This window comes from Paenibacillus sp. B-A-8 (assembly GCF_048572915.1).
GTDB lineage: Bacteria > Bacillota > Bacilli > Paenibacillales > Paenibacillaceae > Paenibacillus_AQ.
Genome location: NZ_CP183882.1, coordinates 6852552 through 6867358 on the forward strand (window position 1 = coordinate 6852552; position 14807 = coordinate 6867358).

Here is a 14807-nt window from a genome sequence, read left to right on the forward strand (position 1 = left end):
TCAACCAAGCATCCCTTTCTGTGCCGCTACGGCCTAATACTCCTTCTATTGTTCTACCATACTTCCCACGAAAATGGAACTCCTATCTATCCATTCCAGCGATCTGTTCATCCATTGTCTATATTCTTGCCCTTCACCAAAAAAAGATTCCTCCCACCCCGAAGGGCAAAAGGAATCTCATCACTTCTCTCTCTATTTTCTATAAATATTATCTTAAACTCTCCATCCTACCCTAGAAACTCCACCGGACGATCCAGCTCATATAATCTGCGGTAACGCGGTTCTTTTTTCATCAGCTCAGCATGGGTTCCACGCATTTCTACCGAGCCATTTTCCATAAAAATCACTTCATCCATCTGCTCCGCACCGACCAAATGATGCGTTACCCAAATTAGTGACTTACCCTTCATGGCTTCGAACATTGTCTTCAAAAGATCACGTTCCGTCCGCGGGTCCAACCCTACAGTCGGTTCGTCTAGTATGACGACAGGTGTATTTTGCAGCAAAATACGAGCTAATGCTATCCGCTGACGCTCTCCACCGGAGAAACGTTGTCCGGCTTCACGGACAAAGGTATCATATCCATCTGGCAACGAGGAGATCAACGTATCCATTTTGGCTAAGGCGCCAGCTTCTTTAATGGCTTGTTCGGAAGCCTTCGGATCACCCATACGAATATTGTTAGCTACTGTAGTATCGAACAAATGTGGACTCTGATTAAGCACCGCTATAATAGAAGGAATATGCTCGCCATAGGCATCTGCAGCGATTCCATTAATCGTAACCGAGCCGTCAGAAGGCTCAATAACACCTTGAATAGCCTTTAATAACGTCGATTTACCCGCACCACTTCGGCCGATAATCGCAATCTTTTTACCTTGTGGAATATCGAGGCTGAGATCGCGAACCGACCAGTTAGCCTCTGAACCATAGTGGTAACTTACATTTTCGAGCTTGATGTGAGCACTCTTCATGGCCTGAGGTAGAGCATCGACTACAGTTACTTTTTCAGAGACGATGTTCTGCTCAGCTCCATTTACACCAGACAATCGCTCTAAGGAGTTACGGTACTGCGGCATTTTCTCCACCGCTTCAGACACTGGTAGAAAGGCATCTGCTACAGGAAAAACAACCAGTACGAACGCCGCAATCAATGTACCCGCAATAGCACCATCTGCAAACTCTCCAGCGGCCCAATATAGCATAGAAAGCACACCAATCCCAATTACCGCTTGCCCAATGAACGTACGAAGGCGTGCCCAACTGCGCAGCGCTGCATCGGTTTGGGCTACTTTTCTCTCATCTGCTTCATAAGTGTCTACGAACTGGCTTTGCCGCCCACTAATGACCCAATCACCCATGCCAAGCACGGCGTCAGTCAGCTTTTGATAAAGACGATTACGCTCTACTTTCACTTCACGTTGGCGCTTCTGTGTGAAGAGCAGAGATAAGAACGGCAACACCACTACTAACACCAATATATACAGAGCCATCAATAGCGCAAAAGCGATATCAAAAGTACCCAGTGCAATCACAGCAGCCCCGTAAATCAGCAAAGCAATGACGCTTGGAAATACGGTGCGCAGATATACATTTTGTAAATATTCAATATCATCCGCAAGCATCCCGAGAATATCCCCAGTGCGGAAACGTGAGGACAGAAACAACGCTTGAGGCTCCAAAATATTGTACAAACGCACACGCATCTTAGATAGAATTCGCAAAATCGTGTCATGCCCAACTAGGCGTTCCACATAATGAATCACAGCCCGACTCGTCCCGAACGTCCGCACACCGACAATCGGTACATAGATCATTAGTATATTTTCGACAGGTGTAGATGCTTTTGAGATCAGAAATCCTGAGGTATACATTAATGATGAGGCTGTAAAAATCGTCAATGCCCCAAGCACGATAATAAGCACAAAACGCCAAAAATACGACGATACATACGGAGCAAACCATCCTTCACGTTTCAATGGATTCCCTCCAATTGCGACCCAATCAACTCATAATACGCACCCTTGCGGGCAAGCAACTCCTGATGGGTACCGATTTCTGCCACTTGTCCTTGCTTCATTACTACAATAATGTCCATATCCAGCATCCAGTGCAGGCGATGTGTTGCCAAAAAGACCAGCTTACCTTCAAAAAGAGGCACCATCGTCTCCTTCAGCTCATATTCGGTCTCAATATCCAGATGTGCCGTTGGCTCATCTAATAACATAATCGGACGACTGCTGAGTAAAGCTCGAGCCAGCGCAACCCGCTGCTCCTGCCCACCACTGAACGAACGACCTCCGCCGCCGATCATTTCATCCAAGCCATTCGGAAGGGTCGCCACCAGCTCCGATAATCCGGTAGCTTTCACAGCTGCAGCCACAGCTTCCATAGAAGCCTCTGGGTAATAAAAGCGAATATTATCAGCCAATGTACCGCTAAAAATATAAGGACGCTGTGGGATATATGAAGTCTGCTTTCTCCAAGCCTCATCCGTTAATGCGCTAACCTTTGTACCGTTTACTGTAATACTTCCTGAAGTAGGGTGTAAGAAACCACCCAAGATATCGACTAGTGTAGATTTACCGGCCCCACTCTCTCCGATAATCCCAATTTTGCTTGCTCCTTTAAATTGCAGGTTCACCGCTTCCAGCGAAGAAAGACCAGCTTCCTCGTATTTCACACTGACATCATTTAATGTAAGTACGCTATTTTTATGCCAAGTGAATATCTCTTCTGGTGTTTTAAATGCTGATTTCAATGCTTGGTCACCATTAGAACCTACTACTTCAGCTTTCACTTCATCCTGATCTATAATGCTTTTCATTGCCTCAGCGGCTTCCTTACCATCGAGAGTAGCATGGAAATCTGAACCCACCAATCTGACAGGCAAGAAATATTCCGGTGCCAAGATCAGAATGGTTAAGCCCGTAACCAGTGTCATCTGATCGTTGACCAGACGTAGGCCGAGACTTACCGCGACGGAAGCAACGGATAACATCGTAAAGAAGTCCAGCGCGAACGAAGACAAAAAGGCTACTCGCAGTGTACGCATCGTCGCCGAGCGATATCGATCGCTGACGGTGGCAATACTCGTGCTATGACTACGGCTGCGGCCCAGAAATTTCAGCGTTTCTAGCCCACGGAGGGAGTCTACGAAATGATTAGATAAGGTGCGATAAGATTTTAGCTGACGGTCCATCTGCTTACGAGCCGTCATCCCGATCAAGATCATAAAAACAATAATAATCGGCATGGTGATCATAAGAATAATCCCACTCGCGGTATCCATCTTGTAGATATAAATAAGCACCAAAATCGGTGTAATTGACATCCCTACCATTCTAGGGATAATCGCTTCTAAATATGTGCGGAACTTTGTTACACCTTCCAGCACAAGTGTGACAAGATCCCCGGTTCCACGCCCGCCCACCATTCTGGGTCCAAGCTGGAAGAGCTTATCCATCATTTCCCTCCGCATGTTGCTGCCCGTTGCTTCCGCAAAGCGGTAAGAGATACGGCTCATCAGCATGGCGCAAGCATGGCGCACTAGAAATGCAAGAAGGAACAATAGCGAAGTAGCCCATTGTTCCTTCAGAGGTTCTCCCGCAAATAGCGCAGAGATGACTTCTGCCAGCCATTTGGCCAGCAGAAGTATGGACATGCTTTGCACCAGGGTAAGGAGGCCAACGATCAGAAAGACCGGCTTAACTCCTTTATACCCAAGCAAATTTTTATCCATTAGTATTCAAGATGCTCCTTCTCGTGAACGCGTTTATGAAAGACAAAGTAACTCCAAATTTGATATCCCAATACGAATGGAAGGATGGTCAGTGCCACAATCGTCATTACCTTTAAAGAGTAATGTCCCGAAGCCGCATTGGTGATTGTCAAATTAAAGGCTTGATCGATTGAACTAATCATAACACGTGGGAATAGTCCTACAAAGACTGAAGTTACCGACAACGCCATTACTGCTCCTGTCATTCCAAAAGCGTAGCCATCCTTCTTCTTCTTCATAAAATAACCCGATAGCACAAAAGCGATAATTCCGAGCGCTACAATAATCATAAGAACCGTTCCGCGCTGCTCGAAGATATCAGTCATATTATAAGTCATAATCACAAAAGCAGTAAATAAAACTGCAAGTGGGATCAGCAATCTTTGTGCCATCTTCCGAGCACGAGCCTGTAGATCTCCCACTGTACGCAGCGTTGTGAACATGAGACCATGCACCAAACAGAGAAGAACTACCGTAAGACCTGCTACTACAGTATATACATTCACGATATCTGTGAAACCTGCGTACATTTGCATATCGCCATCAATAGGCAAACCTTTAATAAAGCTGGCGAACACTACTGCAAGGAGGAACGGTGGGAGGAAGCTGCCAATAAAGATACAAGCATCCCAAGTTCTTTTCCAAGCTACAGAATCTCGTTTACCTCTGAACTCAAAAGCGACACCACGCGCAATCAAAGCTAATAAAGCAAAGACAAAAGGAATATAGAATCCGCTAAACAACGTTGCATACCATTCCGGAAAAGCCGCAAACATTGCGCCCGCACCCGTTAGTAGCCATACCTCATTAGCATCCCAGAAAGGTCCGATAGAGTTAATCAGTACCCGGCGCTCTGTATCATTTTTAGCGAGAATCTGTGTTTCCATCCCTACGCCGAAATCAAAACCCTCCAGAAAGAAGAACCCTATAAACAGAACTGCAATCAGCACAAACCACAATTCATTAAGAGATATCATTGGGCGCCCTCCTCATTATATGGATCATGCGAATCCCCGTGATCGTTATCCATCGCATAAGGACCTTTTTTAATTACTTTGATAAACAAACCAATCAGTACTAATCCGAGAATTGCGTAAATCGTTGTAAAAGAAATAACAGAGAATAGAACCTGACCGCTCGTAATATTAGGCGACACACTGTCTTCCGTGGTCATCAGTCCGAATACCGTCCATGGCTGACGCCCGAATTCGGTCATGACCCAACCCGCTGTATTCGCGATTGGAGGAAGCAGTAATCCCCATAACATAAACCGCATAAACCAGGTGTTTGGACGGTCCATTTTTTTGCGCCACATCAAATACATAGCGTACATACCCAGTACAATCATTAACGTTCCTGCTAGAACCATGATCCGGAAACTCCAGAATGTCGTACGTACAGGTGGAATATAGTCACCGGGGCCATAGGTTTGCTCATACTCAGCTTGCAGTTCAAGCATACCTTTAACTTCACCGGAAAATTTACTGTATGAAAGGAAGCTCAGCATATACGGAATTTGAAATTCTCCAGTACTTTCTTGCTTCTCAGGATCGATATTTGCCCATACGGTCCAAGGTGCTGGGTCACCACTCTTACCCCATAGTCCTTCGGAAGCCGCCATCTTCATAGGTTGAGTCTCAACCAAATACTGTGCTTGCGCATGGCCTGCCACGGCAACACCAATAGAAGAAATAATACCTACGATAGCTGCAATTTGAAAAGATTTCTTAAAGAAAGAGACATCTTGTTTCTTCAATATCTTGTACGCACTAATACCCGTTACTAGGAAGGCACCTGTTGCATACGCAGCAAGAACCGTGTGCGGGAATTCAACCAACAATTGTCCGTTCGTAATAAGTGCGAAGAAATCATTCATTTCTGCACGACCATTATTAATCGCAAATCCTACTGGATGCTGCATAAAGGAGTTCGCTGCCAGGATCCAGAAAGCAGATAACATCGTACCGAATGCTACCAGCCAGATAGAGGCCAAGTGCACTCTCTTGGACACTTTGTCCCAGCCAAATATCCAGATTCCAATAAACGTAGACTCCAGAAAAAAGGCTGCCAATGCTTCTACTGCAAGCGGAGCCCCGAAGACATCACCCACAAAACGTGAATAATCAGACCAGTTCATCCCGAACTGAAATTCCTGCAAAATCCCTGTAACTACCCCTACTGCAAAATTGATGAGGAACAGCTTTCCCCAGAACTGCGCCATTCTTTTGTACTCTTCATTGCCTTTTCTAACGTACATGGTCTCCATAATGGCAATCAAGAGCGCTAGTCCGATTGATACCGGTACAAAGAAATAGTGGAATATTGTCGTCGACGCAAATTGTATACGCGACAGCATTACTGTATCCATATTTTTCCCTTCCTTCTCCCCTTTTCGTTAATTATATTGTGTCAAAAATTTAAACGTCTTTTTGTGATTAATGTCACACAAAGGGGTGTATTTAACGGTAAAATTCAAATGATTTGTGACAAAAATCACAATTTACCATAAAAAAAGCAAAAAAAATAAGACGGTTTAACCGTCTTGAAGTTGTTCACTGCTCTATAACAAGCTTGACTCATAAAGGCATTGGTTAGGTAATGGAAATACCCTTCTTCAGCGATTTGAGATCGCCATTCGAATTAAGCAATTGTGGTAGCATCTTCGTGCTGCGAACCATTGGAGAGTCACATAGACGGCAAGAAGGCGCATGTTCAAATGCGAAATTATCCCTCATCCATCCGTTGCATCCATCATTGGTACACGCCCAAATCGCGGTATTTTCTTCCGGTATTTCTTCCAAAGGTTTCTTCCGGTAGTTCATTGCCGTTCCTCCCATCCTGTAAGTCAATAGTGACTAACTAGATATAAAAAGACCGTCCCAACTTTCAAAAAGCTGGGACGGTTTCTTCTATTATTACAGTTTTACAACGTTTTCGGCTTGTGGTCCACGGTTGCCTTGAACAACGTTGAATTCAACGCGTTGGCCTTCGTCCAAAGTTTTGAAGCCGTCGCCAGTGATTGCGCTGAAGTGAACGAATACGTCGCTTCCGCCTTCAACTTCGATAAATCCGAATCCTTTTTCTGCGTTGAACCATTTAACTGTACCTGTTTGCATGTGTGTTACCTCCACAAATTTAAATTAATATGTTCTTTTTATCTTCAAACAAAGAAAAAATTCACACATTGAAAAAGGTTGTATTACCAAATATAACAGCCCTTTTCAATGCGAAAATTAGGGACTAAATGTATGATTGATATCATATTACCACACCTGATTAGCAAAGGCAAGCTGGCATCCGGATTTATCCGGTTCTACCCTAATAAGTATTACCTTCCAATGTAAGGGTTGCCAGTCAGCCCAAAATTCATTAAATCAGCTTATAATTGCCATATTTATCAAATCTTTAGAAGAAACAGATCCCCGATAGCGATACAAAGTATCGCTATTTCAGGAAGGTCTACCTTCACAACTGAAGGGGTAGTCCGTTCTACTTGTCATTACTGCTATATCATTATATGCCGACTTTCGGTATATTATTCCTCTGGTTTTTCAAGAAGTTTAACTGTCGTCTGATTGACCTTCCCATTTCGGTAATAGGTGATCTTCAGATCCTCGCCAATCTTCGTTTGATTATATAAATACTTGCGAAGGGAGAGTGTGGATGTAATAGGCTCATCATTAAATTTTGTAATTACATCATTAAATTGTATTCCGGCTTCCTTTGCAGGTCCAACAGCATCCAGAACGACTACCCCATCCTTAACATTATTCGGTAGGTTCAGTTCCTTCCGTTGATCCTCTGCAAGAGGAACGTAAGGATTATTTAAATCTACGGAATATACACCTAAGTAGGACCGGGCAATACGCCCTTTTTCAGCCAGTTCATTTGCGGTATCTATCACATGGTTAGCTGGAATTGCAAACCCTAGACCCTCTACACCTGCATCGGAGATTTTCATCGTGTTAATACCGATGACTTTACCATCCAGATCCACAAGTGCTCCGCCGCTATTACCTTCATTAATCGCCGCATCGGTCTGAATGACCTCTTGCTCCCAGTCATATACGCCGTCCTGATTTAAGGATACAGGAACCTTCCGTTCAGTATAGCTGACAATCCCTGAGGTCAATGTGTCTCCAAGTCCTAAAGGGTTACCAATGGCAATGACTGTTTCACCTAGGCGAAGCTTGGAGGAATCTCCTAGCTGTGCGATCGTATTGATACCCTTAGCATCAATAGAAAGAACTGCGATATCACTCACTTTATCCGTACCAACAAGTGTAGCTTTACGTGTCTCACCATCTACTGTTACGACCTCAAGATTGCCGGAGTCTTCGATAACATGGTTATTAGTAATAATAAATGCTTTATTATCCACCTTTTTATAAATCACTCCAGAGCCTAATGCTGACTCATCCAGAATGTTCAATTCTTTATTATCTTCCTTATGATTGATAATACTAACTACTGCAGGACGAACCGTAGCAGCGGCTTGAATGATACGGTCAAACGGATCACTACTTGGAGTAACCTCCCCAGTTGTTGCTACCGACTTCGGGGCAGTTTCATGACTCATTTGTCCAGTAAGCACACTGAATAAGAACACTGCCACCACAGCACTGATTAAGGAGCAGACGGCGGATATTTGCCAAGTGGATAAGCCCTTGCGCGATCTTCGCACAGAATGCTTGCGGTTTGCAAATGATCCCTTTGATGCTTCATCCCCTCTGGACCGTGATACTTTAGTTGAATAGAAATCGTCATCAAACAATCCCACCGAAAATCTCCCCCTTCTATTGCCAAGCGTCCACAGTCTCTAAAACTTGAACCTAGCAATCACATCCCAAGCATAAACGCCTGTGCCGTCCTTAATAGAACGAAACGCATTTGTGCGAGAATTACAAGACATACAAGAACCTTAGGTGCAAAACACTTATGTTCTTATATTTCAGCACATATTACTGCATACTTTTAGACTCTCACAATCACTAAAAGGTTTCACTTTATCCATTAACCCCACAATAGTTTCAGTTAATCGAAAGAATATTAGAATCTTTCAATATATCTTCTCTATTAGGAATATTTTGCATCTTAAAAGACTACAATAATAGAAATGTTCCTTAAATTTAGGTTTTGCTCATTATGTCTACAATTGTATCACAGGCAACCCTCAATTCGTGATTTTCCTGAGGTAAAAGGTCTGCGAATTTTTTACAACTCCAATTTTGTTTTTACTATATAAGGAGGTATAATTATGAATTCTTTTTCTACAAGTATGGATCTGGTTGAGTTTATCGGTAAACTTGGTGATTTAAAGGATGAACACTATCATATGACCCTTGCCTTCAGTGCTATGATCGAATTAATGATCGATAAAGGCCTGATCTCCCGCCAAGAATTAGAACAAAAAACCGCCGAGCTTGATCAGCTTATGATAACTGGCTCAATTTATCCCATGGCGTAGGTTGATCATAATACGTATCACAAAGCTTAAACTCACTATCCTTGAAGAAACAACCCCGATCCTCCATTGCGCAACGTACCGACATTTTAGCCAAATCCATCATATTATGATCCCGGCTTAAATGCGCTAAATAGGTACGCTTGGTCCGTCCTGTGAGAATTTCACTAAGTGCTGCTCCGGCTGCTTCATTAGAAAGGTGACCCATATCGCCAAGTATACGTCGTTTCGTATTCCACGGATAACGTCCCATCCTCAGCATTTCAATATCATGATTCGCTTCCAGCACCAATACGTCTGCATCTGAAATCGCATCTCTCACCTTGTCGCTAACATACCCAAGGTCCGTAGCTACACACAGCTTCTCTTTTCCATCATAAAAATTGTAACCAACCGGTTCCGCCGCATCATGAGAAATCGCAAACGACTCTACTCGCAGACTGCCAAAATCCCTATGCTGCCCCGACTCCATAATGATTCGGTTATAGTCCGGTATTTTGCCAATGCCTTTCTCTATAGCACCCCAGGTATTGGTGTTTGCATAAATCGGAAGATCGTATTTACGGGCCATTGCCCCGAGTCCCTTGATATGATCGGAATGCTCGTGCGTAACTAGAATCCCGTCTATATCATTACCCGTTAACTCGCGCATGGCTAACAGCTCATCGATCCGCTTGGCACTCAGACCTGCGTCAATCATAAGTGTTGTCTCCCCGTTCCGTACCACCGTAACATTTCCGGTAGAACCACTGGACAGTACTGTAAATGAAATCCCCATTTTCCTTACTCCTTCTAATCTGTTGTCTTCGGACTGATGATGTCCGCACTAATAGCATCCACATAATAGGCATTGCCGTTCTCCAGCATGAACCGCCACATCGGCGACGCTACCTGACTTTCGGAGTTGAACAGCTCACCATAATAACCAAGTTCAATCTCCTTCACTACGGAGTCTGCCGGAAAATATTTTTCAATCAAACTACTAAGCGCTTGTGATGCCGGCAGTACCTTCTGTTCCTTATCACTACTGCTTGCCCCAATTTCAATCTTCGGCGAGCGGTAAGCTACAATCTTCTGATCACTATTAATCAACTCTAGTCTAACTCGGAATAACGACCACTGATTCTGAACTAGCGGGTGAAGAACAAATTTCCCAACTTCACTTTCTTGTGAATCGAAGCGATAATTGGCGATGTCGGGAATTTGACTCTCAAGCGCCTTGCTAAGGTCAGAGAATGAAGAATAGATCAGCTTACTATCTATAGGAACATCTAATTTAATAGGTGGCTCATTCTGCTCTTCAGCAGAATATCGATAAGTTATATTAGGAAGCTGCGGGGTAGACGCAGGAATCGGACACAACACACGAATCCCTTTTTGCTCCATCACCGCTTGGGTTTCTTCAGATAGGGAAGTGAAATCGAGATTAGCACTAACCTGATCGCGCAAATCAATCCACAACTGATAACAAAGCAGCAGATTCAGACCTAAAAAGGCGCAAATTAGTACATTTTTGGCTCTTCCCCAATCCATACCCTTACCTCCTAAATGTTATATAAACAACTTGTAATTAGTTTAAAGTAAGAACACTGCCATCAATAAGCGTAACCTTCCAGACTGGGAGCAGTTGCAGCTTCTCATCTTTCACTACAGGTACATACGCAGGCGTCAAATCCTTCACTCCCGAAGTTTTGCTGACTAACGACAATTGATTCTCCAGCTCCGCGCCTCCAGATAGCTCTACGATTTTCTTCTCTGCTTTACTCTCCTCAATATAGATTAATGAGCGTTCATAAGAGGATACGGTTCCCTGCTGCAATTCCAGATTAATTACGCCATACTGTAGCTGCGAATTACTCATGATCGGATAGGAGCCATATGGGTAGGAGCCATAGTATTGTTGAAAAGAGACCTTTCTCTCCTGTCTCCCCTCCTCGGTAGCTTCAAGACGATAGGTTCCGTTCCATCCACCATGCTGGTTCACAAATTCCACAGCTTCAAGCGCATCCTTGGCAGGTGTACTGTCTCCAGCTGGAAGTGCGGCTGGATCACTATAGCTCATCCAATTCCGTTCCTTATCGACCTGAAGACTGCGTTTGCTGTCCGTATAAATCTCCGATCCGTTTTTCTCGCGAATATATCTAGTACTTCCAACATCGAAGAAAAGATTACTCTGCATTTGTTCTATGGTATACATGCCTGAAGGCATCTCAACCTGAACTAGAGAAATCTTGCTGTCTGGCACATAATAATCACCGTCTACTGCCTTGTAAGGCGTCCAGTTTTTGCCGAAATCCACATGCTGCTGCACGTCTTGAACGGTTAAATCGGCTTTTGCCGCTTCATATATAATGTCACCTCTCGTACTGAAGAAAATGGCATGCGCTTTGGAGTCATTCTTAATGTTATAGATCCAAATGCGATCGATGCTTTCTCCTTCAAACAGGGAATCAGGTGACAACTGCATAACCCGCTGTAGTAACGTTACCGGAATGCCGGATCCGAACGAAAGCTCAATCCCCGGATTCTCACTACGAATCTTATCCCAGTCATAATCCTGTACCGAGTGCCGCTGGAAGCTTTCAAATCCACGACCTTTTAACCGATTCATAATTAAGCTATAGAACGTTGAGTCTGGATAAAAAAGCGTATGCTTGTTATCGCCCATATGGATGATCATTTTGTCAGGGTACAATAGGTTCTCGACCTTTTCTTCTGGTCCCATATTATCCGTCTTCACATATAGATTCTCGGAGAGTACCGCAGAGTCTGCACCAGGCAGCCGGTAAATCAAATAATAACTCTCAACAAGACTTCCCACCACGAGCAAAGCTAGAATCCATGATTTCAATCTCTCCTTCATGCCTCACTCCCCCTTTGCTCATTCAGAGGTAGCGTAAAGGTTACCTTGGAGCCTTCATTAAGCTCGGATTGCAGGGAAATAGAGCCTCCATGTGCTTTCACAATTTCCCGGGCAATGGAAAGACCGAGTCCGGTGCCTCCCATATTCCGTGAACGTGCCTTATCCACCCGATAAAAGCGTTCGAAGATCCGCTCGATGTCTTTCTTCGGAATACCAATCCCGGAATCACGTACAGAAATGGAGAGCATTCCATCCTCATTCTTCAAGGCTTCCAATTCAATCGTACCGCCTTCTGGCGTATATTTTAACGCATTCGAGACTAGATTCCCCAGCACTTGATCAATTTGATCCCGATCAAGCCATGCTGTGCTGACATCCCTACGAACCCTTGTGCTAATATCGATACGTTTCTGCCGAATCTGAAAAGAAAAACGGTCTGCTACATCCTCCAGCATCTCAGTAATATCAGTCTGCTGAATTCTGAGAAGTGCCTCTTTAGAATCCAGTCGCGAAAGATGCAGTAGATCTGTAACCAGACGAATCATACGCTCGGTTTCGTTACGAATAACCCCAACAAATCGAACCGCTAACTGCGGATCCTCCAGCGCTCCATCATCGAGTGCCTCCACATAGCTCTTAATCGTTGTAAGTGGTGTTCTTAGCTCATGCGAAACGTTCGCCACGAATTCTCGGCGTGATTCTTCCAGGTTTTCTTGCTCAGTTACATCCTGTAACACAGCAATGGTACCAGCAATCCCACCTTCACGGCGATGAATGGGAGTAAACGTCACTCTCACGATATTAGAATCTTCTCCACCCATATGTGTTAGATGAAGCATTGCGGATTGTGCGTTTCCTTTCGCCAAGGCGCCACTCTGCTCATAGTCAAGACCTAGCAGCTTGTCCAATGGAGCACCTTCAGGCAATGGACCTTCTGTTCCCAGCATAAGTGCTGCCCGAAGGTTCATAAGAATCACTACGCCATTCTCATCCGTGGCTACCACACCATCGCTCATGTTCGTCAGAATAGAGGTGAGCTTCTCCTTCTCCTCCTCATTCTGCGAGAGCGCCTCACGCAATCTTCCAGTCATATAATTGAATGCCTGACTGAGTTGTCCAATTTCATCGTTGCCCAGTACAGGCATTTTCCGATTGAAGCGGCCCTCTGCAACAGCTGTTGCATGCCTGGTCATTTCTTTAATCGGTTGTGTAATGGTGTGTGCAAGAATAACACATAAGACAACTGTCAGTGATAAGGCTAACAGCAAACCAGAGATGAATACACTGTTGATCCTGCCCATGGTTGCATATAAATCTTTCATGTCAGCAGCAATATAGATTGCCCCAACCACCTTATCACCCGAGAGCACCGGCTTGGCGACAACCTTTTTACGCACATTATCATCAGCAATAATATATTCTTCATTATCGCTGATCCCCTGCAAAGCACGATTCACTACGGTCTGAGTATTGCGCTGTCCGACATAGTCATTCTGTGAGGGTACGGAGGTGGTAATAATTTTGCCGCTGGCATCAAGCACCTGAATCTCGGCCCCGTTAATATAGAGATTATTGACCATGCCACGCAGACTTTCTACAGCCGTTTCCTCGTCCGCCGTTCCAGCCTCACTGCCAAATTTATCAGCAGTCAGGATAGACAGCATCTCAGCACGTGCTTTAAGATCCTTCGTGAAATTATCCGTTAACGAGTTCTTCATCGAGCTGACAAAATAGACTCCGATTAACTGCATAGCTATCAGAATCAGCAGTACATAAATAATAATAAGCTTGGCCTGAATTGTCCGGAAAAAGGACCACCATTTCATCACAGTCCTCCGCTTTTAGGGCTATGCATCAAATAGCCAAGTCCGCGCCGGGTATAAATATATTCCGGCTTGCTGGGATTCTCCTCAATTTTCTCTCTTAGACGACGGATCGTCACGTCTACGGTCCGCACATCACCGAAATACTCGAATCCCCACACAGCCTGCAATAAATGCTCCCGGGTCATCACCTTACCCGCATGTTTGATCATATAGTAGAGCAACTCATATTCACGATGCGTCAAATCAAGCGGCTCCCCGCCCTTGTATACCATATACATATCTGTATCTATAAATAGATCAAAATGATAAATCCCCTGCTTGCTCTCTGCAGGCTCACTCGTCACTCCCGTTGGTGACGGTTTGTGCTGTCTCCGCATTTGGGCTTTAACTCTGGCGAGCAGTTCTCGTGTACTAAAAGGTTTAGTTACATAGTCATCCGCACCAAGCTCCAGGCCAAGCACCTTATCAATCTCTCCGTCTTTGGCAGTAAGCATAATGATAGGAATGTCCAAGTGCGCAGAACGAACCTCACGACAAACATCCATCCCGTCCTTACCAGGCAGCATAAGATCAAGCAGCATAAGATCAGGCTTTTTGGACAATGCCAGTTCCACTGCACTGTTACCGTCAAAAGCACAAATAACCTCGTAGCCTTCTTTTTCTAAATTAAACTTCAATATATCAGCAATAGGCTGTTCATCGTCTACTACCAGAATCGTTCCCATCTGCATGTCTCAGCTTCACCTTCCTATCCCTACTTAAAGATCATTCCTTTATTTTAACATACCTGTCTTACCGTCACATCCTACGAAATAAGGAATCGTCTACCTCAGCGAAAGAAATCCCTTTACCATCATTTACATATCGTAAAAA

At 44.3% G+C, this 14807-nt stretch carries 13 protein-coding genes; 1 reads left to right on the forward strand and 12 read right to left on the reverse strand.

What is annotated here, in order from left to right:
• Window positions 1-227 precede the first annotated feature (227 nt).
• From cydC to ACN6MV_RS30935, 7 genes are all read right to left on the reverse strand, one after another.
• Complete coding sequence (gene cydC / locus ACN6MV_RS30905; RefSeq protein WP_419885486.1) at window positions 228-1979, reverse strand: thiol reductant ABC exporter subunit CydC; 1752 nt, start codon at window positions 1977-1979, stop codon at window positions 228-230.
• Window positions 1976-3742, reverse strand: a complete 1767-nt coding sequence (cydD, locus tag ACN6MV_RS30910) for a thiol reductant ABC exporter subunit CydD (RefSeq protein WP_419885487.1) — start codon at window positions 3740-3742, stop codon at window positions 1976-1978. The genes cydC and cydD overlap by 4 nt, the downstream gene beginning before the upstream one ends.
• Window positions 3742-4758: a cytochrome d ubiquinol oxidase subunit II gene (gene cydB, locus ACN6MV_RS30915; protein WP_076120605.1), complete on the reverse strand. Its 1017-nt coding sequence runs from the start codon at window positions 4756-4758 to the stop codon at window positions 3742-3744. The genes cydD and cydB overlap by 1 nt, the downstream gene beginning before the upstream one ends.
• Window positions 4755-6149 carry a cytochrome ubiquinol oxidase subunit I gene (locus ACN6MV_RS30920; protein WP_076120606.1) on the reverse strand — a complete coding sequence of 465 codons (1395 nt, stop codon included), beginning with the start codon at window positions 6147-6149 and terminating at the stop codon, window positions 4755-4757. The genes cydB and ACN6MV_RS30920 overlap by 4 nt, the downstream gene beginning before the upstream one ends.
• Window positions 6150-6372: 223 nt before the next feature.
• Window positions 6373-6603: a cold-shock protein gene (locus tag ACN6MV_RS30925; RefSeq protein WP_042131698.1), complete on the reverse strand. Its 231-nt coding sequence runs from the start codon at window positions 6601-6603 to the stop codon at window positions 6373-6375.
• 93 nt (window positions 6604-6696) lie between these two features.
• Complete coding sequence (locus ACN6MV_RS30930; protein WP_019914582.1) at window positions 6697-6897, reverse strand: cold-shock protein; 201 nt, start codon at window positions 6895-6897, stop codon at window positions 6697-6699.
• A gap of 419 nt (window positions 6898-7316) precedes the next feature.
• Window positions 7317-8561 carry a S1C family serine protease gene (locus ACN6MV_RS30935; protein WP_042131699.1) on the reverse strand — a complete coding sequence of 415 codons (1245 nt, stop codon included), beginning with the start codon at window positions 8559-8561 and terminating at the stop codon, window positions 7317-7319.
• 477 nt (window positions 8562-9038) lie between these two features.
• Between ACN6MV_RS30935 and ACN6MV_RS30940 the strand changes: the two genes are divergently transcribed.
• Window positions 9039-9248 (forward strand): hypothetical protein, encoded by a 210-nt coding sequence (locus ACN6MV_RS30940; RefSeq protein ID WP_375104417.1) that lies wholly within the window; start codon window positions 9039-9041, stop codon window positions 9246-9248.
• Here ACN6MV_RS30940 and ACN6MV_RS30945 read toward each other — a convergent pair.
• From ACN6MV_RS30945 to yycF, 5 genes are read right to left on the reverse strand one after another with little or no spacing between them, the layout of a single operon-like run.
• The gene (locus ACN6MV_RS30945; RefSeq protein WP_339288671.1) at window positions 9214-10023 is read right to left on the reverse strand and encodes an MBL fold metallo-hydrolase; all 810 of its coding nucleotides are present in this window, start codon (window positions 10021-10023) and stop codon (window positions 9214-9216) included. The two genes, ACN6MV_RS30940 and ACN6MV_RS30945, sit on opposite strands and share 35 nt — an antisense overlap.
• Window positions 10024-10037: 14 nt before the next feature.
• Window positions 10038-10778: a two-component system regulatory protein YycI gene (gene yycI / locus ACN6MV_RS30950; protein ID WP_042131702.1), complete on the reverse strand. Its 741-nt coding sequence runs from the start codon at window positions 10776-10778 to the stop codon at window positions 10038-10040.
• Window positions 10779-10815: 37 nt separating this feature from the next.
• Window positions 10816-12108 (reverse strand): YycH family regulatory protein, encoded by a 1293-nt coding sequence (locus ACN6MV_RS30955; RefSeq protein WP_076120607.1) that lies wholly within the window; start codon window positions 12106-12108, stop codon window positions 10816-10818.
• Complete coding sequence (gene walK, locus ACN6MV_RS30960) at window positions 12105-13934, reverse strand: cell wall metabolism sensor histidine kinase WalK (protein WP_042131705.1); 1830 nt, start codon at window positions 13932-13934, stop codon at window positions 12105-12107. The genes ACN6MV_RS30955 and walK overlap by 4 nt, the downstream gene beginning before the upstream one ends.
• Window positions 13934-14665, reverse strand: coding sequence for a response regulator YycF (gene yycF, locus ACN6MV_RS30965; protein ID WP_042131706.1), 732 nt, complete (start codon window positions 14663-14665; stop codon window positions 13934-13936). The genes walK and yycF overlap by 1 nt, the downstream gene beginning before the upstream one ends.
• Window positions 14666-14807 lie beyond the last annotated feature (142 nt).